The organism is Clostridium oceanicum (assembly GCF_039521385.1).
Taxonomy (GTDB): Bacteria; Bacillota; Clostridia; order Clostridiales; family Clostridiaceae; genus Clostridium_F; species Clostridium_F oceanicum.
Genome location: NZ_BAAACG010000013.1, coordinates 82,866 through 103,206, shown reverse-complemented (window position 1 = coordinate 103,206; position 20,341 = coordinate 82,866). Strand labels below are relative to the sequence as shown.

The 20,341-nt window shown below is 27.1% G+C and carries 25 protein-coding genes; 1 reads left to right on the top strand and 24 read right to left on the bottom strand.

Going from position 1 to position 20,341, the window contains the following annotated elements:
* From ABDZ71_RS14475 to ABDZ71_RS14390, 18 genes are all read right to left on the bottom strand, one after another.
* On the bottom strand, window positions 1-540 hold the full coding sequence (locus ABDZ71_RS14475; RefSeq protein ID WP_343762626.1) for a F0F1 ATP synthase subunit delta: 540 nt from the start codon (window positions 538-540) through the stop codon (window positions 1-3).
* Between the two features lies 1 nt (window position 541).
* Window positions 542-1,021, bottom strand: coding sequence for a F0F1 ATP synthase subunit B (locus ABDZ71_RS14470; protein ID WP_343762624.1), 480 nt, complete (start codon window positions 1,019-1,021; stop codon window positions 542-544).
* 72 nt (window positions 1,022-1,093) lie between these two features.
* Window positions 1,094-1,312: an ATP synthase F0 subunit C gene (atpE, locus tag ABDZ71_RS14465; RefSeq protein WP_343762622.1), complete on the bottom strand. Its 219-nt coding sequence runs from the start codon at window positions 1,310-1,312 to the stop codon at window positions 1,094-1,096.
* A 27-nt stretch (window positions 1,313-1,339) separates the two neighbouring features.
* The gene (locus ABDZ71_RS14460; RefSeq protein WP_343762621.1) at window positions 1,340-2,020 is read right to left on the bottom strand and encodes a F0F1 ATP synthase subunit A; all 681 of its coding nucleotides are present in this window, start codon (window positions 2,018-2,020) and stop codon (window positions 1,340-1,342) included.
* 13 nt (window positions 2,021-2,033) lie between these two features.
* Entirely contained in the window at window positions 2,034-2,399 is a 366-nt protein-coding gene (locus ABDZ71_RS14455) for an ATP synthase subunit I (protein ID WP_343762620.1), read from the bottom strand.
* 566 nt (window positions 2,400-2,965) lie between these two features.
* The gene (wecB, locus tag ABDZ71_RS14450) at window positions 2,966-4,114 is read right to left on the bottom strand and encodes a non-hydrolyzing UDP-N-acetylglucosamine 2-epimerase (RefSeq protein WP_343762618.1); all 1,149 of its coding nucleotides are present in this window, start codon (window positions 4,112-4,114) and stop codon (window positions 2,966-2,968) included.
* Window positions 4,115-4,128: 14 nt separating this feature from the next.
* Window positions 4,129-5,163, bottom strand: coding sequence for an MraY family glycosyltransferase (locus ABDZ71_RS14445; protein ID WP_343762616.1), 1,035 nt, complete (start codon window positions 5,161-5,163; stop codon window positions 4,129-4,131).
* A gap of 27 nt (window positions 5,164-5,190) precedes the next feature.
* Complete coding sequence (locus tag ABDZ71_RS14440) at window positions 5,191-5,679, bottom strand: deoxycytidylate deaminase (protein WP_343762614.1); 489 nt, start codon at window positions 5,677-5,679, stop codon at window positions 5,191-5,193.
* Between the two features lie 178 nt (window positions 5,680-5,857).
* A complete protein-coding gene (gene upp / locus ABDZ71_RS14435; RefSeq protein ID WP_343762612.1) occupies window positions 5,858-6,487 on the bottom strand; it encodes a uracil phosphoribosyltransferase in 630 nt (209 codons plus the stop codon).
* A 19-nt stretch (window positions 6,488-6,506) separates the two neighbouring features.
* Window positions 6,507-6,956 carry a ribose 5-phosphate isomerase B gene (gene rpiB, locus ABDZ71_RS14430; RefSeq protein ID WP_343762610.1) on the bottom strand — a complete coding sequence of 150 codons (450 nt, stop codon included), beginning with the start codon at window positions 6,954-6,956 and terminating at the stop codon, window positions 6,507-6,509.
* Between the two features lie 59 nt (window positions 6,957-7,015).
* Entirely contained in the window at window positions 7,016-7,471 is a 456-nt protein-coding gene (locus tag ABDZ71_RS14425) for a low molecular weight protein arginine phosphatase (RefSeq protein WP_343762608.1), read from the bottom strand.
* Between the two features lie 9 nt (window positions 7,472-7,480).
* Window positions 7,481-8,536 carry an L-threonylcarbamoyladenylate synthase gene (locus tag ABDZ71_RS14420; protein WP_343762606.1) on the bottom strand — a complete coding sequence of 352 codons (1,056 nt, stop codon included), beginning with the start codon at window positions 8,534-8,536 and terminating at the stop codon, window positions 7,481-7,483.
* 23 nt (window positions 8,537-8,559) lie between these two features.
* On the bottom strand, window positions 8,560-9,222 hold the full coding sequence (locus tag ABDZ71_RS14415) for a ZIP family metal transporter (RefSeq protein WP_343763011.1): 663 nt from the start codon (window positions 9,220-9,222) through the stop codon (window positions 8,560-8,562).
* A gap of 118 nt (window positions 9,223-9,340) precedes the next feature.
* The gene (locus ABDZ71_RS14410) at window positions 9,341-9,952 is read right to left on the bottom strand and encodes a hypothetical protein (RefSeq protein WP_343762605.1); all 612 of its coding nucleotides are present in this window, start codon (window positions 9,950-9,952) and stop codon (window positions 9,341-9,343) included.
* Between the two features lie 43 nt (window positions 9,953-9,995).
* Complete coding sequence (gene prfA, locus ABDZ71_RS14405; protein ID WP_343762603.1) at window positions 9,996-11,072, bottom strand: peptide chain release factor 1; 1,077 nt, start codon at window positions 11,070-11,072, stop codon at window positions 9,996-9,998.
* Window positions 11,073-11,139: 67 nt separating this feature from the next.
* Window positions 11,140-11,988 carry a peptide chain release factor N(5)-glutamine methyltransferase gene (prmC, locus tag ABDZ71_RS14400; protein WP_343762601.1) on the bottom strand — a complete coding sequence of 283 codons (849 nt, stop codon included), beginning with the start codon at window positions 11,986-11,988 and terminating at the stop codon, window positions 11,140-11,142.
* Window positions 11,989-12,001: 13 nt separating this feature from the next.
* Entirely contained in the window at window positions 12,002-12,919 is a 918-nt protein-coding gene (locus tag ABDZ71_RS14395) for a DUF1385 domain-containing protein (RefSeq protein WP_343762599.1), read from the bottom strand.
* A gap of 25 nt (window positions 12,920-12,944) precedes the next feature.
* Window positions 12,945-13,520, bottom strand: coding sequence for a thymidine kinase (locus tag ABDZ71_RS14390; protein ID WP_343762597.1), 576 nt, complete (start codon window positions 13,518-13,520; stop codon window positions 12,945-12,947).
* Between the two features lie 223 nt (window positions 13,521-13,743).
* On the opposite strand from ABDZ71_RS14390, the gene rpmE reads away from it, so the two are divergent.
* Window positions 13,744-13,962, top strand: coding sequence for a 50S ribosomal protein L31 (gene rpmE / locus ABDZ71_RS14385; protein WP_343762595.1), 219 nt, complete (start codon window positions 13,744-13,746; stop codon window positions 13,960-13,962).
* Window positions 13,963-14,027: 65 nt separating this feature from the next.
* Here rpmE and rho read toward each other — a convergent pair whose 3' ends face one another.
* From rho to ABDZ71_RS14355, 6 genes are all read right to left on the bottom strand, one after another.
* Window positions 14,028-15,506 (bottom strand): transcription termination factor Rho, encoded by a 1,479-nt coding sequence (gene rho / locus ABDZ71_RS14380; RefSeq protein WP_343762593.1) that lies wholly within the window; start codon window positions 15,504-15,506, stop codon window positions 14,028-14,030.
* Window positions 15,507-15,696: 190 nt separating this feature from the next.
* A complete protein-coding gene (locus tag ABDZ71_RS14375; protein WP_343762592.1) occupies window positions 15,697-15,969 on the bottom strand; it encodes a hypothetical protein in 273 nt (90 codons plus the stop codon).
* 550 nt (window positions 15,970-16,519) lie between these two features.
* Window positions 16,520-18,121: a CTP synthase gene (gene pyrG, locus ABDZ71_RS14370; RefSeq protein WP_343762590.1), complete on the bottom strand. Its 1,602-nt coding sequence runs from the start codon at window positions 18,119-18,121 to the stop codon at window positions 16,520-16,522.
* Window positions 18,122-18,376: 255 nt separating this feature from the next.
* Window positions 18,377-18,676, bottom strand: coding sequence for a hypothetical protein (locus tag ABDZ71_RS14365; RefSeq protein ID WP_343762589.1), 300 nt, complete (start codon window positions 18,674-18,676; stop codon window positions 18,377-18,379).
* Window positions 18,677-18,837: 161 nt separating this feature from the next.
* Entirely contained in the window at window positions 18,838-19,260 is a 423-nt protein-coding gene (locus tag ABDZ71_RS14360) for a YwiB family protein (protein WP_343762588.1), read from the bottom strand.
* A 14-nt stretch (window positions 19,261-19,274) separates the two neighbouring features.
* Window positions 19,275-20,255 carry a tRNA 4-thiouridine(8) synthase ThiI gene (locus ABDZ71_RS14355; protein WP_343762586.1) on the bottom strand — a complete coding sequence of 327 codons (981 nt, stop codon included), beginning with the start codon at window positions 20,253-20,255 and terminating at the stop codon, window positions 19,275-19,277.
* Window positions 20,256-20,341 lie beyond the last annotated feature (86 nt).

The window sequence follows — 20,341 nt, the reverse complement described above, 5'->3', positions numbered from 1 at the left end:
CTATTCTCTCTTAAGCATTATTTCTTTCATATCTTTAAGCTTAGTTTTAATAGTTCCGTCTATAACATCATCGCCAACTCTAACATAAACTCCACCTATTATGCTTTTATCTATTTCTTCTTTCATTATGATCTTTTTGTTATACACTTGTGTTAGTTTATTTTTTAATTGTTCTTTTTCATCTTCTAAAAGTGGCAAAAATGTTTTTACATTAGCAATAAGTATATTCTTTTTCTCTAAATCTATATATTCTAATTGTTTTAATTTTTCTTTTAAATAGAGAATTCTATTTTTTTCTATTAGAACTAATAAGAAAGATAAAAGTTCATTATCTATTTTTCCTTTAAATATTTCTGTAAATATGCTTTTCTTTTTTGAAGTAGTTATTTCTGGATGTCTTATGACTTGTTGTATAGTCTCATCATTTTCTATTAAGTGGACTATTTCTTTTAAATCACTTATGTACTTATCTACTTTTCCTTTTTCTTCAGCTACTTCATAAAGAGCCTTAGCATATCTTCTATCTAAATATTCATACATGTTATATACCTACCTTACTTATAAAATCTTTTATAAGTCTTCTATGCTCCTGCTCATCTATAGATTTCATTAATGCTTTAGATGAAACTTCTACTGCTAAATCTACAGCTTGAACTTTTATCTCTTCTTGAGCTTTTTTCTTTTCTCTTTCAGCTTCCATTCTTGAACGCTCTATAATTTTATCTGCTTCACTACGAGCTTCTTTTAATATATCATCATAAACATTTTCTGCTTTTGATTTATATTTTTCTACTATGCTTTTCCCTTCTTGCTTTGCATTACTTAATGCTAACTGATTTTCTTCTTTTAATTTTTTAGCATTTTCTTTATCTTCTTTAGCTTGAGTTATATTAGTCATTATGTCTTTTCTTCTTTCATCTATTACTAAACTAATTTTTTCAAACCAAAAATGTTTTACTACAAAAAGTATTATTAAAAAATTTATTATAGTTATAATCGTTGTAGAAGTACTTACGCCCATCTATATAGAAGCCTCCCTTCAGGCTTAATATAAGTACCTAACAAAATTAGGTACTATTAAAGTTATTCTATATTATTTAAATATTAATAAAAGCGCTACTATTAAAGCGTATATTGCTGTTGCTTCTGAAAAGGCACTACCTATGATTAGAGTATTCATGATTTTTCCACTAGCTTCTGGTTGTCTTGAAACCCCTTCAACTGCTTTTCCTGTTGCATTTCCTGTTCCAATTCCTGCACCTATACATCCTAGAGCTGCTATTCCTGCTCCTAATAATGCTATATTTTCCATAATAATTTTTCCTCCTTAAAAATTAAATTATTCTTCAGATATAATTTTTATGTTAATCATTGTAAGCATAACAAAGATAACCATTTGAATAGTTCCATCAAACAAATCAAAATATACATGTAACGGTATTGGTATAGCTACTTGAGCTATCCAACTTAGTTTATTTAAAGATGAATAAGCTAAGTCCATTATTATAACTGCTGCAGTCATGTTACCAAATAATCTTAAACTTAAAGATACAGGAAGCATAACTCTTTCTATAATGTTAAGTGGTGTTAAAAATGCATAGGGTTTACCATATCCTATTAAATAATTAATAATTCCTGATTTCTTAATGGCATATCCCTGTACTACTAGAAAAGATACAGATGCCATGGCTAAACTTACGCTGTAATCTGAAGTTGGTGGTTTAAATCCTATAAGCCCCATAAAATTCATTGAAAGTATGTAAATCATCATAGCCCCAATAAAAGGAATAAAGGCCCTAGCATCTTCACCCATATTATGTCTAACTAAGTCATCAACTAAATTAAACATCATTTCTATTACTGTTTGTTTCTTGTCAGGTACTTTTTTTAAGTTTCTAGTGAAAATTATACCAGTTAATGCTACAACTAATATAATAATCCATTGAATTAAAACACTTGAAGTAATTCCAATTTTATATCCAAATAAATTTAGATTAAATAATATAGGAAAACTCTCCAAATCATCACTTCCTTTATGCCTTATTTTTAGCTAAAGTTATTCCATATATAATTATGGAAATAAAGTTTGCACAATAACCCAATAAAAAAGCTATAGCATAATAAAGATTATAGCTATATATAAACACAACAGATAATGCTACTGTTAAAACTCTTAATACAAACCCTATAATACTAAAAAAATGATTTTTATTTTTTATAAGTACCATTTGGGTAACTATTGTATTCATCATTAAATTTATTGTGGCTAAAAGCAATCCTAGCAAAAAATATAAACCATATTTCTTAAAAGTAAATTGAATAATAAAAAACAATACAAATCCAATTAAGAAATTTAAAGTTAAAATTTTTGTCACAACTTTATTAACTTCTTTTCCCAATTACAATTCCTCCGGAGTTATCTTTTTGTTAATTCATTATATAACTTATCTTGCAAATAAATAAAATCTGAATTTTAGTCATTTTTCTGTTTTTCCTATGATTTTATTTAATTTATCAAATCTATCTTGGGTTAGAACTATTTCTCGCCAAGTTAATACATATTTCTTAATTGCAAAATATTTTATCAAAATTGATTCATTTATCAGAATATACAGAATCTTATAATTCTTTTCAATTTTCTACTTTATCGTTTACAATTTGCCTTTTTTATGCATATAACACTATTTTTTCTATATATATCCATAAAAATTCGCCTTTTACCAACTTTATTTATGAATAAAAATATAATACGATTAACAATATTTAAAAAATTCAACATAAATTGTTCAAACAAATTTAATATTTATTTTATATTAATATTTCTAAAATACTCTTTCTTTCTATATATTTTGTACAAAAATCTCTATATTATTTATAAATACAAAATTTTTAAATATAAATAAAGGATATAATTTTTTTAAATTATATCCTTTATTTAATAAAATAATAATTAAATTATAAAGTTTTACTTAAATTCTTCCGGTTTATCTTTTAACTTTTTAAAATGATATAGTATACTATCTGCTATTCTTTTTGAAGCATTTCCATCTCCATATGGGTTTGTAGCTTTACTCATATTACTATAACTTTCTTTATCTGTTATTAATTTTTCTGCTTCTTTTTTTATAAAATTAGTATCTGTTCCTACTAATTTTACTGTTCCAACTTCAACAGCTTCCGGTCTTTCTGTAACTCCTCTTAAAACTAATACAGGTTTTCCTAAATGAGGAGCTTCTTCTTGAAGTCCACCTGAATCTGTCATAACCATATAACATTTATTCATTAAATTGTGAGTTTCTTTTGTATCTAAAGGATCAAGTAAATGTACTCTTTTAAGTCCTCCTAATATACTATTTACTGTATTTCTTACCACAGGATTTAAATGAACTAAATATATTATTTCTACATCTTCATGGGCACATACTATATCTTTTAAAGCATTACATATATTTTCTATGCCTTCTCCCCAATTCTCTCTTCTATGAGCTGTAACCATTATAACTTTTTTATTTTTATAATCTATAGTATTAAGCTCTTCTCTACTAAATTTATAATCTTCTTCTACTGTGAAATTCATAGCATCTATTACAGTATTACCTGTAACAAATATATCTTTTTCTTTTATACCTTCTCTAAGTAAATTGCTTTTAGAAGATTTTGTTGGAGCAAAATTCAAATCTGCCATAGAACCTGTAAGTTTCCTATTCATCTCTTCTGGAAAAGGAAAATACTTATCAAAAGTTCTAAGTCCTGCTTCTACGTGTCCAATATTTATCTTTTGATAAAAAGCTGCTAAAGCGCCTGCAAAGGTTGTTGTTGTATCTCCATGAACTAATACTAAGTCTGGTTTTTCTTTTATAAATACATCCTCTAATCCTTCTAAAACCCTATTAGTTATTCCTGTAAGAGTCTGTTTACTTTTCATAATATTAAGATCAAAATCTGGTTTTATATCAAATAAATCTAATACTTGATCTAACATTTCCCTATGTTGTGCTGTAACACAAACTTTATTACATATTTCTTCTCTTTTTTCTAATTCCTTTACTAAAGGAGCCATTTTTATGGCCTCTGGTCTAGTTCCAAATATAGTTATAATATTTATTTTTTCCAAACCTTTCCCCTCCATTATTCTTTATGTTTAAAAAATCCACATTTCCAAGCCAATATTATAAATATTAGCATAATCACAGCTAATAAAAAATAGGCTCTTCTATTACTTAATTGCATAGCAAGTATTGCAAAACTACCTAAAACTGCACTTATTAAATACATTATTATTACTACTTGCCTTTGATTTAATCCCATATCTAACAATCTATGATGTAAATGACCTCTATCAGCTTGCATTATAGGTTTGCCATTTATTTTTCTTCTTACCATAGCAAATAAAGTATCATATATAGGCAATCCTAAAGCTAAAATAGGAACAACAATAGCAAAAGCTGTTGCTGATTTAATAGCACCTTCTATAGAAATAGCCGCTAACAAAAACCCTAAAAATTGAGACCCAGTGTCACCCATAAATATACTTGCCGGATTAAAATTATAAGGTAAAAATCCTAATATAGATCCAATTAATATACTAGTTAACATAGCAGATTCCCATCTTTGATTTAATATAGATATTACAAACATAGTTATAGAAGAAATAAGTGCTATTCCTGCTGCAAGACCATCTAATCCATCTATTAAGTTTATAGCATTAGTTATTGCTATAACCCAGATTATAGTGATAGGTATAGCTAACATATGTAAGTCTATGTATAAGACTGAATTACTAATAGGATTTGTTATAAAATTGATTTTAACCCCAAAAATAATAAGACATACTGCTCCTCCTAATTGAAATAATATTTTGCTTATAGGAGATATATCAAATTTATCATCTATTATTCCACCTAGTACTATTATAGTTGCACCTAAAACTATTCCTAATTCGCCTAAAGTTAAAGGTCCTCTTTTAAATATAAGAGTTCCAATAAAAGATATGTACATAGCTACCCCTCCAAGAAGAGGTATTGGTTTTTTATGTATTTTCCTTTTATTTTTAGGTATATCTACTACTCCAATATAAAAAGCTAATTTTTTTACTAAAGGTGTTAAAACAATTGATAAAACAAATGCTATAATAATTTCTAATACGTATATTTTACTACTCATAGTAAAGTCTCCTTAATTTATACAATCTTAGTAACTAACTTCATCTGTAAGAGATTCGTCGTTTTCTATCCACTTACTTACAAAAACAGATCTGTATTTAGTTTTTGTATCTCTTATAATAACTTTATCTATACCTGCATTTATAATAAATCTTTTACACAAAGCGCATGGTGATGCATTCAAAACATACTGAGATGTTTCATATTCTTTACCAACAATATACATAGTAGAATTTAGCATATCTTGTCTTCTTGCTGAAATTATTGCATTTTGTTCTGCATGAACAGATCTACACAATTCATATCTTGTACCTCTTGGCACTTTTAATTCGTTTCTCATGCAATAACCTAAATCACTACAATTTTTTCTACCTCGAGGCGCTCCTGTATATCCTGTAGATATTATTTCATCATTCTTAACAATTATAGCTGCAAAGTTTCTTCTTATGCAAGTTCCTCTTTCTAAAATAGTTTCACATATATCTAAATAATAATTATCTTTATCTATTCTACCCATATTTCCTCCTTTATTTCCAAAACTAAAACCACATAATAAAAATATAACTTCACTTTATTCTATAATAAAACTTAATTAATTAAAAGTAGTGTTAAAATATTTTATATATATTTACGGTATTAATAAGAAAAATTCAGGCAATATAAATATCACCTGAATTTCTATTATTAATACTGTATTATTTTGTTCCGTATAATCTATCTCCTGCATCTCCTAAACCTGGAACTATATATCCATCTTCATTTAATTTTTCATCTACTGAAGCTAAATATATATCAACGTCTGGATGAGCATTCATAACTTCTTTAACTCCTTCTGGAGCTCCTACAAGGCACATTAATCTTATATGCTTAGCACCTTTTTTCTTAAGAAGTGATATAGCATCTATAGCAGATCCTCCTGTAGCAAGCATTGGATCTGTAACTATAACTTCTCTTTCTTCTATATCTTGTGGTAATTTACAAAAATATTCTACTGGTTTTAATGTTTTTTCATCTCTATATAATCCTATATGTCCAACTTTAGCTGCAGGAATTAGTTTAATCATTCCTCCAACCATTCCAAGTCCTGCTCTTAATATAGGTACTATTGCTACTTTTTTACCAGCTAATTTTTTACAAGTAGCTGTACATATTGGTGTTTTAATTTCAACATCTTCTAAAGGTAAATCTCTAGTAACTTCATATGCCATAAGCATAGCTACTTCTTCTACAAGTTCTCTAAAATCTTTTGAACCTGTTTCTCTATCCCTTATCAAAGTTAGTTTATGTAGAATTAATGGGTGTGCTATTTGTGTAACTTTACTCATTTATATATCCTCCTAAATATTACTTACTATATTTTTCTTCTATTTGTGATATTTTATTAACTCTTCTTTCATGTCTTCCAGCTTCAAATTCTGTATTTAAGAAAGTATCAACTATATCTAAAGCTAAGCCTTGACCTGTAACTCTTTGTCCTAATGCTAATATATTAGCATTATTATGTTCTCTGCATGCATGAGCACTAAATGTATCTCCACATAACGCAGCTCTTACTCCTGGAACTTTATTAGCAGCTATGCTTATTCCAATTCCTGTACCACAAATTAGTATTCCAAGCTCAAATTCTTTTGAAGCTACATTTTCTGCTACTTTCATAGCGTAATCTGGATAATCACAAGAATCTTCTGTATAAGTTCCAAAATCTTTTATTTCTATTTTTTTACTTTCTAAGTGATCTATTATTTGTTTCTTTAAAGGTAATCCAGCGTGATCACTACCTAATGCTATTTTCATTAAAAACACCTCCATAATGTTTATAAAATTATATTTTGCAAAAAAAGAAGACATAACACTTATAAATAATGCTTATCTTCTTTTAATTTTTTCAAAATTAATAAAATATTTTTCTTTATATAGTTATATGTATTATTGTATACTTCTATGTTTTTACCAAAAGGATCTGGAATTTCTCCCTCTTCTCCTGAGTATTCAGTTATACAAAAAGTTTTTTCAGAAATTTCAGGAATATTTTTTATCAATAAATCTTTTATGTCATAGGTCATTGTCAGTATTAAATCAGCTTCTGATATACTATAATTATTTATTTGAACAGCTTCTCTATTATAAATATCTATATTTAAATTATCTTTCAATACTTTACATGCATTATTTGAAGAAATACTATTATGTACTACATATATTCCTGCTGATTTTGCAATGTATTTATCTGAATCTTTTATTGAATTAAATATAGCTTCCGCCATACAACTTCTGCAAGTATTACCTGTACAAACAAATAATATGTTCATCAGTACCTCCTAATCTATATACATAATATTAAATCCTGCGGATTTTTTAAGTCTATTCATAATCGCAAGTCCTATACCTTTTTCTTCAAAAGACTCTGATAGTATTATATCTACCTCTTTATCATCAAATTCTCTTAAAACTTCAAATAAGTTATGAGCTATAGTTGATGTATTTTCTCTACTTCCTATAGATATAACTTCTCCTAAAGAATATCTGTCTAAAGTCTCATCAGTTGCAATTATTCCTACCCTTTTATTATCATCTATATAATTTTGCACCATTTCGTTAATTTTTGCAATAGTTTTCTTTAAATCTCCACTAATAATTTTTAAAGGAGCTTTAGGTGCATAATGTCTGTATTTCATTCCAGGAGCTTTAGGCTTAAAATCTTCACTAGGTTTTTTCATTATAGCTTCATCTATATAAATTTTACTATCTACCTCTTTTAACATTTCAAGGGTAATTCCACCAGGTCTTAATATACAAGGAGGATAGGAAGTACAGTCTATAACTGTAGATTCAACGCCAACATCTGATTGACTTTCACCTATAATATAATTGACTTTCCCTTTTAAATCTTCTACACATCTATCCATATCTGTAGGACTAGGTTTTCCTGATAAATTAGCAGAAGGAGCAGCTATGGGACACTTAGCTTCAGCTATTATTTTCTTTGCTATCAAATTAGAAGGCATCCTTATACCAACACTATTAAGCCCTGCACTAGTCTCATCAGGTATTAAATCTGTTTTAGGTAAAATTATAGTCATTGGCCCTGGCCAAAATTTATCCATAAGTTTTTTAGCAACATCAGGAATTTCTTTTACTAAAGGTTTTATTTCTTCAATATCACTTATATGAACTATTAAAGGATTATCTTGTGGCCTACCTTTAGCTTTAAAAATTTTTTTCACTGCATTTTCATCTAAAGCATTTGCTCCTAATCCATAAACTGTTTCTGTAGGAAATACTACTAGTCCTCCATTTTTTAAAATCTTCCCTGCTTCTTCTATAATTTCTTCATCAATGTCTTTGCCTTGTAACTTGGCAATTTTTGTATTCATTTTAAACACCATCCTATATTTAATTATAATACATTGATTATAAAAACTCCTACTATAATCCCAATAATTATGAATAGCATAGGTATCTTGTTTCCATATAATTTAGAAGATTCTGGTATCATATTGCCACAAACAACATACAGCATTATGCCTGAAGCTAAAGATAGAAGAATTCCTATAAAGCCATCAGATACCCTGTACATATATATACCTATAAAAGATCCTATAGCCGTTGGAAAAGCTGTGAAAAACACATATAATAAGGTCTTATATGGTTTTTCCTTAGAAGCTATAAGAGGAGCTGCTACAGCTATTCCTTCCGGTATATCATGAATAGCTATTATAAAAGACATCTTAAGCCCTAAATTATTTCCTGTAGCAAATCCACATCCCATAAGCATACCTTCTGGAAAGTTATGGAGCATAAGCCCTATGGCTGCTAAAAAGGCTACTTTCTTGTGCTCATTTATAGATGTATTATTTGACTTTATATCTATAACCATAATTAAAGATATCCCTAATATAAAACATAGTACCATGTTTTTAATATTATGTTTACTTAAAGCTTCTGGGATAAGATCAAATACCACTACAGATAACATTAGTCCTGCAGAAAATCCTATTAATTTGCCTAATAATTTATTAGAAGGATTTTTTATGGATATACCTAAAAAAGCTCCTATCATAGTACCTATCAAAGATATAAAAGATCCGAAAAATACTACATATAATATATTGTTATTCAAGACATCACCTTAAACATTAATTATATATAATACTTATTACTTCATATATATATTTATTCTAGTTATCTATATCTACTTCTTTTCTAAGAATTTTAATTTTCTCTATACATTCTTCTGTAAAATCACTATATACACAGGTTCTATATAAAGCATCTAGAAGATAATATTTTTTAGCTCCCCCTCGTTTTACTATAGTATAATAACAAAGGGTATGTGGATGCATACCCTCTAGCTTTTTATAATAGTGAAAAACATAGGGATGATTTTTCAAAAATCTATTATTTACAAGTACCATCCTTTGACTTCTAAAAGTTGAGGTAGCTAATAGTATTATCTTAAAATCCTCATTTCCATAAACATCTGTATATTTTTCTACATGAACTAACTTAACTTTATCGCAAACTATGTTTAGTTTTTTGTTTCTAAATCCTAAATAAACTTTTAATCTATTATTTTTATAATAAAATTCTAATTTTTCTTTACTTGATCTAATAAGAACAGATGCCAGTATAAGTAATTCTATGAAAATTAAATAAGTTAAGTAAAAAACATTATTAAAATTACCTGATAAATAGAGAATTACTGGCAAAATAAAAAAAATAAAGCTCATAAGTAGCAAGAATCTTTTAAAAGATTTATTCTGCTTTCTGATGGCTTTATTTAAATCCATATATCTCTCTTCCTTTTCAATAAAATTAAATTTAAATTAGTAATTAAACATTACTTCCTAAATCTTTCATCTTTTCAGCTTGATCTGCTGTTATCAAAGAATCAATAACTTCATCTATATCTCCATCTAAGAAAGATTCTAGTTTATACAAAGTTAATCCTATTCTATGATCTGTTATTCTTCCTTGAGGATAGTTATATGTTCTTATTCTTTCACTTCTATCCCCTGTTCCTATTTGACTTTTTCTGTCTTGTGCTATACTTGCCTGTCTTTCTGATTCTGCTTTTTCAAATAATCTAGCTTTTAAAACTTTCATTGCTTTTTCTTTATTTTTAAGTTGAGATTTTTCGTCTTGACATGTAACTACCATACCTGTAGGTAAATGTGTAATTCTTACTGCTGAATCTGTAGTATTTACACACTGTCCACCATGTCCAGATGCTCTATAAACATCTATTCTAACATCATTAGCACTTATTTCTATATCTACATCGTCAACTTCTGGAAGAACTGCTACAGTTGCAGTTGAAGTATGTATTCTACCACTTGATTCAGTATCTGGAACTCTTTGAACTCTATGAACTCCACTTTCATATTTTAATCTACTGTATGCACCTTTACCTTTAACAGCTACAGTTACTTCCTTAAATCCACCAATATCAGTTGCATTTACACTTATAGTTTCTACTTTCCAGCGAACTCTTTCTGCATATCTACTATACATTCTTAAAAGGTTAGCAGCAAATAAAGCAGCCTCTTCTCCACCAGCTCCAGCTCTAATTTCAATAAATACATCTTTGTCATCATTTGGATCTTTAGGTAATAACATTAAAGTTAACTCTTTTTCTAAGTTTTCTAATGTAGAAGTTAACTCTTTTATTTCTTCTTGTGCCATTTCTTTTAATTCTTTATCTATGTCATCTTTAAGCATTTCTTTATCTTCTTCTAAACTGTCTTTAGCTTCTTTATATTCTTTATATTTTTCTACAATCTGTTCTAAGTCTGCGTGTTCTTTACAAAGCTTTCTCCATTCCCTTTGGTTAGCCATTATGGAAGGATCACTTATTTTATTAGATAATTCTTCATATTTATTTTCTATGAAATTCAGTTTTTCTAACATTATTCTCACTCCGTATACATATTTTCACAATATCATATTATAACATATTTATCAATTAAATTACAACCTATTTAAACCCTTTAACTACTCTATCTTTCCCTGCTAAATCTTTAATAGTAGTTATTTCATGAAATCCATGGTCTCTTAAAATATTTTCCACATCATATTTTTGATCATATCCTATTTCAAAAGCTAATAAACCATCTTTTTTTAAAACTTCTAAACTTTGATTTGTTATTTTTCTATAAAAATCTAATCCATCCTCTCCACCAGATAAGGCTTCATAAGGTTCATAGTTTTTCACATCTTCCATAAGAGTTTCTATTACCTTTTCTTTTATATATGGAGGATTAGATACAATAACATCAAATTTTAAATCTTCTTCTATACACTTTTTTAATAAATCGCTTTTATAAACTTTACACCTATCTTTTAAAGAAAGATTATTTATATTTTTTTCAGTAACACTACAAGCTATATTAGATATATCATAACAATTAACCTTAACATCTTCTAAAATTTTACTTATAGATAACCCTATAGCACCACTTCCACAACATACATCACATATATTTTTAAAATTATTAGTTTTTATATCACTTAATACTTCTTCTACTAATATTTCTGTATCAGGTCTTGGGATTAAGACTCCTTTTTTTATATAAAAATCTATTCCCATAAATTCTGATTTTCCTAAAATATATTTTATAGGCATCTTATTTTTTCTAAGATTAATTAGTTCAGTATATTTCTCTAATATATCTTCATTAATATTATAATTAGGATTAGTTAAAATAAATAGTCTATCCTTTACTAAAACTTTTGATAACAATAACTGAGCATCTAACTGATAGGTATCTATATTTTCTTTTTTTAATTTTTCATAAGCTTTTAATAAAACTTCTCTTATATTCATGTAATCACTCCAATTAATCTTCTATACCTTCTGCAGATTTAAGAGCAGATATAGCTACTTCCAATTGTTTCAAGTCTGGTTCTCTTGTAGTTAGTTTTTGAAGCATAAGTCCTGGCCAAGATATAAATTTACTAATAGCTCCACTACTTTTTCCAAGCCATTTTATAACTTCATAAGTGATTCCTGATACTAAAGGAAGTAAAATAATTCTATAAAGTATTCTCTCTCCTATGCTTTCCCATCCAGTAAAAGAAAATAAAATTATACTTACTATCATAACCAAAAACAAAAAATTGGTACCACATCTTGGATGAAGAGTAGTAAACTTCTTTGCATTTTCTGGAGTAAGCTCTAATTCTTTTTCATAGCAATGAATAGTTTTATGTTCTGCACCATGATACTGAAAAACTCTATTTATATCTTCTATTTTGCTTATTAAGATTATATATGATAAAAAAATAATTACCCTTATTACTCCCTCAATCAAATTTAAGCCTATAGAGTTTTCTACGTCTATTTTTTTAAAAAAATTAGCTATAAAAGTAGGTAATATAAAAAATAATACTGCAGCTATAAAGAAAGAAATTACAACTGTGGTTCCTATTATTACATCATCTGCTTTATCTTTAAATATTTTCTTTAGTAATTTTTCAAATTTTCCTTCCTCTACATCTTCTAAATCTTCTTCAAAAAAAGATGCAGAATAATTCAAAGTCTTTATACCAATAACTAAAGATTCAATCAGCGATATAAATCCTCTTATAATAGGAAGAGAAAATATAAAATTTTTACTAGAATAAGGAGTATGATCTTTTTTATCTATTACTATATTACCATCTGGTTTTCTTACCGCTGTAGCAATTCCTTTTTTCCCTCTCATCATTACCCCTTCTAATACTGCTTGACCACCAACTTTTATATCTTTTTTCATCTATATCACTCCATATTAACCTATTTTATTTTGGAACGCTGTGACACTTTCTACATCTAGCCTCATAAGATTCCTTTGCTCCTATTAAAACTATAGGATCTGAATACTTAGCCGGTCTACCGTCTATAAGTCTTTGAGTTCTTGTTGCTGGATTATTACATTTCATACAAATAGCTTGTATTTTATCTACAAATTCAGCTATAGCCATAAGTTTAGGCATAATTCCAAAAGGCTCTCCCCTAAAGTCCATATCTAAACCTGCACATATAACTCTCTTATTATTTTCAGCTAAATCATTTACTATTTTAACTAAATCATCATCAAAAAATTGTGCTTCATCTATCCCTATAACTTGAGTATCTTCCTCTAATAGTCTTAGTATATCACTACTATTTTTTACTGGTATACACTGAACTTTATTACCACCATGAGAAACAACATCTCTCTTACTATATCTGTTGTCTATTTCAGGTTTAAAAATTTGAACTTTCTGTTTAGCTATCTTTGCCCTTCTAATTCTTCTTATAAGTTCTTCTGTTTTCCCACTATACATTGGGCCAGCTACTACTTCAATCCAACCATGATTTTTAGGACCATACATTTTTACAAACACCTCCACTATAATAACAAAATATATTTTATCAAACATATTTAATATTATAAAGGACTTTAATTAACCATATATGTCAATAAAACGACTTCATTTGTAGTTAAGCCTTTAATATAAATAAGTAAAATACGTAATTTATTGACTTATTAGAAAAGGCTATGTTATAATGGTGTAGTTAAATTAGAGATCACTTAATTTGAAAGAGGTGAAGATAATGAGAGAAGGCATACATCCAGAATATCATCATGATGCTGTAGTTAAATGTGCATGTGGAAATACTTTTACAACTGGCTCAACTAAAAAAGAATTAAAAGTAGAAATATGCTCTAAATGCCATCCATTCTTCACTGGCAAACAAAAAATTGTTGATGCTGGTGGAAGAGTAGATAAGTTCATGAAAAAATTCAACTTATCTAAAGACGATGTAGAATAATAATAACAAAACCTAATCGGATTGATTAGGTTTTATTACTATAGACAGTGCATACTGTCTATTTTTTATTTGTTAGATTTTCTGCTCATTCCGACCTTACTTACTACATTTAAAAATTCTTTATTATCTTTGCTCTTTGACATTAAGCTCAATATCTGTTCTGTAATATTTTCCACATTTTTCTCATCATATAATAATTTTCTTATATTGAAAGCTACGTCTTTTTCTAAAGGATCTACAAATAATAAATCATCTCTTCTAGTTCCAGATTTATAAACATCTATAGCTGGGAATATTCTCTTTTCTTGAAGTCTTCTATTAAGATGTACTTCCATATTTCCTGTTCCTTTAAATTCTTCGAATATCATATCATCCATTCTACTACCAGTTTCAATTAAAGCTGTAGCTAAAATAGTTAAGCTACCTCCATATTCTATATTTCTAGCAGCTCCGAAGAATTTTTTAGGCATTATAAGAGCACCTGGATCTAATCCACCGGATAAAGTTCTTCCAGTTGGAGTTATAGTTAAATTATAGGCTCTAGACAATCTTGTTATACTATCTAAAAGTATTACCACATCTTGACCTTGTTCAACCATTCTTTTAGCTCTTTCAAGTACCATATAAGTTACCTTAGTATGATGTTGTGGTTCCTCATCAAAAGTAGAATAAATAACTTCTCCATTTATAGATCTTTGCATATCTGTAACTTCTTCTGGTCTTTCATCAATTAAAAGTACTATAAGCTTTACATTAGGATTGTTTTTAGAAATACTTTGAGCTATTTTCTTAAGTAAAGTTGTTTTACCAGCTTTAGGGGGAGCAACTATCATACCTCTTTGTCCCTTACCTATAGGTGAAACTATATCCATAAGCCTTGTAGATAAATCCCCTTCACTAGTTTCTAATCTTATTCTTTGATTAGGATATATAGGAACTAAGTTTTCAAAAGGTTTTCTTCCTACTGCTCTTTCTGGATTTTCTCCGTTTACTTTTTCTACATATAATAGAGCCTTAAATTTTTCTCCTTCTTTTGGAATTCTAACTTTACCTTCTACTTCATCTCCAGTTTTTAAGTTAAATCTTCTTATTTGTGAAGGAGATACATATATATCTTCTGGACCTGACAGGTAATTATGTCCTCTTAAAAATCCATAATTGTTATTTTCAATTATCTCTAATACTCCCTTAGCACTATTTGATTCATTTATCATTTCTTTTAATCGTTCTTTTTTTCCAGCATTGTTGTGATTTACATTATTATGATTTGTATTATTGTGAGTAACATTATGATGGGTACCATTATGATCTATTTTCTTTTCTTTTAAAACTTTTCCGTGATTATTTTCTACTTGTACACTATTTTTATTAGAAATTTTTTCAACCAAAAGTTTCCCATCTTTTTTAATAGACACTGGGTTTGTTTTTTTTATTTCTTGTATCAATTCATCTTTTTTATATTTAGATATACTTTTAATACCTAATTCTTTAGCTATGGCTCTTAACTCTTTAACAGTCATGCTTTGGTAATCCTTACTTTCCAAAAGTAACACCTCTCATTATTAGTTTGTACATTTATTAGGGAATTTTTAAAGAAACTTTACGAAAGGATCAGATAAATATGTAGAATTTTATATTACATAAAACATTATAACCTATTTGTACACTTTAATCCATAATTTCAATAAATTTTAAATTAAAAAAACAAAAAACAATAGAGTAGTGTTAACTACTCTACATCATCATATACATTTTTTCTTTTAACTCATTATGTTTTGTCACTCTTTCTCTAACTTTTTCTTTGTTTCCTATGTAAAAAAGAGGAATACCAAAACATTCACATCCACAAACTATCATTTGCCTTTTAAAAAACTCTTTTATATTATAACTATATTTATGAATTTTACCACATAAAGGGCATTTCATTTTAAAAAATATTTGTTTATTCTCTATATTCTTAACTTCTAAAGGCATGTCTTTAAAATCCATACCTTCAATATTAAACAAAGAAAAATCTGTTATGTAATATTTATCAAAAACATCTTTTATGGCTATATTTAACTCTGTATTTAATAGCGTAAAAACACACCTCCTGACTTATAAATAAAACATTTTAATACAAATTAATACAATATATTCTACTTTACTTCATTAATTGATATTTTTATATTTATATATTTCTATAAATATAAATAAAATCCTTCAATAAAAGATAATTTAAATTTAAAATTGTTAATAATTTAGTTATATAAAACCACTCTAACTCACTTTAAGTGTGTATTATAACTATTTGCTAAAATAAATATAAAAAAATAAAAATTATTATTAGATAAGTTTTTCTTTAATTCTTTTATTCTATAATATGTTTACATTTTAAAATAAGTTTATTAACTATCTTAATTTTTATAATTTAAGATATATAAAACATCCATAGAATTTTAATATTTTATTTTATAATATGATATATATATAATAAAAATACCAATTTAAGCTAAAATCTTAAATTGGTATTTTTATTCTTTTATATTTAAATTGATTTTTATATTAAAAATCCATATTATTTATTGTTTAAAGAAGCTTTAACAAATTCTCTAAATAATGGGTGTGGTCTATTTGGTCTAGATTTCAACTCTGGATGGAATTGAACTGCTACAAACCAAGGATGATCTTTAACTTCAACTATTTCTACTAATCTATTATCAGGGCTTGTTCCTGTTAATATAAGACCAGCCTTCTCTAAATCTTCTCTAAATTTATTGTTAAACTCATATCTATGTCTATGTCTTTCATTAATAAGATCTTCTTTATAAGCCTTATATGAATTAGATTCTTTTTCTAATTTACAAGGATATGAACCTAATCTCATAGTACCACCTTTAGAATCTACATCCTTTTGATCTGACATTAAATCTATAACTGGATAGTTTGTATTTGGATTTATTTCTGAAGTATGAGCATCACTATAACCTAAAACATCTCTTGAGAATTCTATAACTGCACATTGCATTCCTAGACATATTCCTAAGAAAGGAACTTTATTTTCTCTTGCCCATTTACAAGCACTTATTTTACCTTCTACTCCTCTATCTCCAAAACCACCTGGTACTAATATTCCATCTACATCTGATAAATGATCTTTAGCATTTTCATCATTTATGTCAACAGAATTTATCCACTTTATCTTAACTTTTGAATTATTAAAGAATCCTCCATGATTTAAAGCTTCAACTACTGATATATATGCATCATGTAATTCTACATATTTTCCAACTAATCCAATAGTAACTTCTTTTGAAAGATTTTTAACATTGTGAACTAAACTTTTCCATTCTGAATTATCTATTTCATTACAATTTAATGATAGTTTATCACATACTAAGTTATCTAATCCTTCATCATGAAGCATTAATGGTACTTCATATAAGTTCGAAGCATCAAGGTTTTGAATAACGTCCTTAGCATCTACATTACAAAATAATCCGATTTTCTCTCTTAAATCTTGAGATATATATTTTTCTGAACGACAAACTATAACATCTGGTTGGATACCTATACTTCTTAATTCTTTTACTGAATGTTGAGTTGGTTTTGTTTTAAGTTCTCCTGCTTTTCCTAAATAAGGAACTAGTGTAACATGTATAAAACAAACATTTTCTCTTCCAACTTCATATTTTATTTGTCTTATAGATTCTAAGAATGGTTGAGATTCTATATCTCCAATTGTTCCTCCAATTTCAGTTATAACTACATCTACATCTCTTTCTTTACCAACTTTATATACATTAGCTTTTATTTCATTTGTTATATGTGGTATAACCTGAACTGTAGCTCCTAAATAGTCGCCTTTTCTTTCTTTTGATATAACTGACCAATAAACTTTACCTGTAGTTACATTACTGTTTTTACTTAAATTTTCATCTATGAATCTTTCATAATGTCCTAAATCTAAGTCTGTTTCTGCTCCATCATCTGTTACAAATACTTCTCCATGTTGATAAGGACTCATAGTTCCTGGATCTATGTTTATGTATGGATCAAATTTTTGTATAGAAACTTTTAATCCTCTATTTTTTAAAAGTCTTCCTAATGAAGCTGCTGTTATTCCTTTTCCTAATGAGGATACAACTCCTCCTGTTACAAATATGTATTTAGTACTCATACCTTTTCCTGCCTTAATAAATTAAAGCAGTTTTCACCCCCTACATAAATTTTTATATCTATACGTCTAAAAAAATTACATTTATATGTTATTTTATATTGACAATAATATTAATAAAGTTTATAATCAATATTACCCTTATTATACTGTTATTATAATAGTATAACTATATATTTTTTTCTTTTATAAAACATACTTGTATATAATAACACAAATTAATTTGTTGTGCTACTGTTTTTTTGTTTTATAATAAATTTATTTTATATTGTCTATTATATCTTCTGCTTCAAAAAACATATTTCTTATCTTTTTATTAGTTAAAAGTTCTTTCTCTGCTTTCTCTATATAAATATAAAGTTCTTTTTTATTCTCTATATTAAAATCTCTCTTTAATAATTTTAAATCTATACAATTATATTTCCTTAGTAATAAGAATAACAAGTATCCACAATCATCATCCTTTAATATACTTATTAGTTCCTTTTTTGACACAGCTTTATATTTACATATTAGTTCTATTATTATTTCATATTTTTTATTATTGGAGAAATACATAATATACACTCCCTACTAATTTAATATATTAGTAATTTTATCCAAATAACTTAGTTTTTAAACTACTATAAAATATAACAGAAACATATTTTTATAAAAGCTTATAGGTTCCTATATAATATAAAAATGAGCTCTTATAAATTTAGAGCCCATTAATAATTTTACTGCGCTTCAATATGTACATTAAGTGAAGTATTTTGTGGTTTTTGACCTTCTACAGTCATATCATAGTCTATAGATATTTTACCACCTTCTTCTCCCATTTCTATGTCTAATTCTTTAGTATCTATACTTAATTGTAATGTTCCATAAGGAGTATTATACATAGATATATTTTTCTTATCCATTTCAAATTCCATTTTGCTTGTAATATTTCCTCTCCTTATTAAGGAAAATTTGTCTTCTCCTATTTTCAATGTAGTTGTAGTTCCTTCCATTCCAGAGATTTCTGTTTCTTCATACATTGCATAATAAAAATCTCCTTTCTTATAAAAACTTCCAGGAGTAACAACCTCTATAGGTTCTTCTTTATCACTTTCATCAGGTTGAACACTAAACACATGAATTAATGCCTTTTTATTCATTTACCATACCCCTTTTATATAATATATTTGTTTATAATATCATCTGATGCTGGCTTTATTTCTATAAAATCATTTAAATCAGTATTAAAATTACCATACTTAATTTTTATTGATTCTTCATTCCTTCCTTTAGAATACCTTCCTGTAATCTTAGCTGCTAACTCTATATCCTCTTTACTAGGATCTCCTATTATAGCAACTAATGACCCCTTATACTTGTCTGCTAAGAATATATAATCGTCTTTAGTTAATAAACTTGTTATAATATCTCCTTCATCTTTAGTCCTACTAGATATAACTTTGCATTTATCAGAATTTCTAAAATGTCTTCCCCATCTTAATAATTCCATGTCATTTTCAGTTGGGTTTTTTTTATTTTCTAATAGATCTCTTAATCTTTTAGAATAATTAGGTTCTGTAAGCTTACATCCCCCTGCTGCTGAAGGATAATCTTTTATATCCCATTTTTCTGCTAATTCCATTTGGATCTTTCTACTTCTTCCAGAGATACCTAAAAGTTTTTCTCTATCTATAAGTCCTTCAAGTTCCATACTAGTTGGTTCTAAATTTTTAGCACAAAGTGGTCTTAATATTTTTTCTTTAAATCCAGATTCTTTTTTAACTAAATTTAAAGCTGATTTATTTTGTGACATAGGTCTTTGATTTAAAACTTCTCCTGTTATTATAAAATCAGCATCATACTTTTTCAAAAGTTCTCCTGAATACTTCATCATCATAGCATGGCAATCGATACATGGATTCATATTTTTACCATACCCATGTTTAGGATCTTTAACCATTTCTAAATGCTCTTTAGAGAAATCTACTACTTCTAATGGAATATCTATTTGTTTTGTCATTCTTTCTGCATTTTTTTCATTAAAAAAATAAGATTTAAAACAAATTGCTATAACTTCTATACCTTGATCTTTTACAAGTTTAGCTGCTAATGTACTATCTAATCCCCCAGACATCATCGCCAAAGCTTTTGTCATATAAAACTCAACCTTTCTTTCTTAAAATATTTTAAATAATATAAATATATTCTATTATAATACAAATAAAGAGTGAATATATATTT

What these genes read in the sequence shown, in the direction of transcription:
- upp (WP_343762612.1), bottom strand. Translation starts at nt 6,487, where the DNA reads ATGAGTAAAGTTACACAAATAGCACACCCATTAATTCTACATAAACTA.
- ABDZ71_RS14475 (WP_343762626.1), bottom strand. Translation starts at nt 540, where the DNA reads ATGTATGAATATTTAGATAGAAGATATGCTAAGGCTCTTTATGAAGTA.
- rpmE (WP_343762595.1), top strand. Translation starts at nt 13,744, where the DNA reads ATGAGAGAAGGCATACATCCAGAATATCATCATGATGCTGTAGTTAAA.
- ABDZ71_RS14420 (WP_343762606.1), bottom strand. Translation starts at nt 8,536, where the DNA reads ATGAATACAAAAATTGCCAAGTTACAAGGCAAAGACATTGATGAAGAA.
- ABDZ71_RS14445 (WP_343762616.1), bottom strand. Translation starts at nt 5,163, where the DNA reads ATGAGTAGTAAAATATACGTATTAGAAATTATTATAGCATTTGTTTTA.
- ABDZ71_RS14440 (WP_343762614.1), bottom strand. Translation starts at nt 5,679, where the DNA reads ATGGGTAGAATAGATAAAGATAATTATTATTTAGATATATGTGAAACT.
- pyrG (WP_343762590.1), bottom strand. Translation starts at nt 18,121, where the DNA reads ATGAGTACTAAATACATATTTGTAACAGGAGGAGTTGTATCCTCATTA.
- ABDZ71_RS14360 (WP_343762588.1), bottom strand. Translation starts at nt 19,260, where the DNA reads ATGAATAAAAAGGCATTAATTCATGTGTTTAGTGTTCAACCTGATGAA.
- ABDZ71_RS14395 (WP_343762599.1), bottom strand. Translation starts at nt 12,919, where the DNA reads ATGAAAAAAGATATAAAAGTTGGTGGTCAAGCAGTATTAGAAGGGGTA.
- prmC (WP_343762601.1), bottom strand. Translation starts at nt 11,988, where the DNA reads ATGAATATAAGAGAAGTTTTATTAAAAGCTTATGAAAAATTAAAAAAA.
- atpE (WP_343762622.1), bottom strand. Translation starts at nt 1,312, where the DNA reads ATGGAAAATATAGCATTATTAGGAGCAGGAATAGCAGCTCTAGGATGT.
- prfA (WP_343762603.1), bottom strand. Translation starts at nt 11,072, where the DNA reads ATGTTAGAAAAACTGAATTTCATAGAAAATAAATATGAAGAATTATCT.
- ABDZ71_RS14425 (WP_343762608.1), bottom strand. Translation starts at nt 7,471, where the DNA reads ATGAACATATTATTTGTTTGTACAGGTAATACTTGCAGAAGTTGTATG.
- ABDZ71_RS14470 (WP_343762624.1), bottom strand. Translation starts at nt 1,021, where the DNA reads ATGGGCGTAAGTACTTCTACAACGATTATAACTATAATAAATTTTTTA.
- ABDZ71_RS14410 (WP_343762605.1), bottom strand. Translation starts at nt 9,952, where the DNA reads ATGGATTTAAATAAAGCCATCAGAAAGCAGAATAAATCTTTTAAAAGA.
- rpiB (WP_343762610.1), bottom strand. Translation starts at nt 6,956, where the DNA reads ATGAAAATAGCATTAGGTAGTGATCACGCTGGATTACCTTTAAAGAAA.
- ABDZ71_RS14390 (WP_343762597.1), bottom strand. Translation starts at nt 13,520, where the DNA reads ATGTATGGTCCTAAAAATCATGGTTGGATTGAAGTAGTAGCTGGCCCA.
- ABDZ71_RS14365 (WP_343762589.1), bottom strand. Translation starts at nt 18,676, where the DNA reads ATGTATTTCTCCAATAATAAAAAATATGAAATAATAATAGAACTAATA.
- ABDZ71_RS14415 (WP_343763011.1), bottom strand. Translation starts at nt 9,222, where the DNA reads ATGATAGGAGCTTTTTTAGGTATATCCATAAAAAATCCTTCTAATAAA.
- ABDZ71_RS14355 (WP_343762586.1), bottom strand. Translation starts at nt 20,255, where the DNA reads ATGACAAAAGCTTTGGCGATGATGTCTGGGGGATTAGATAGTACATTA.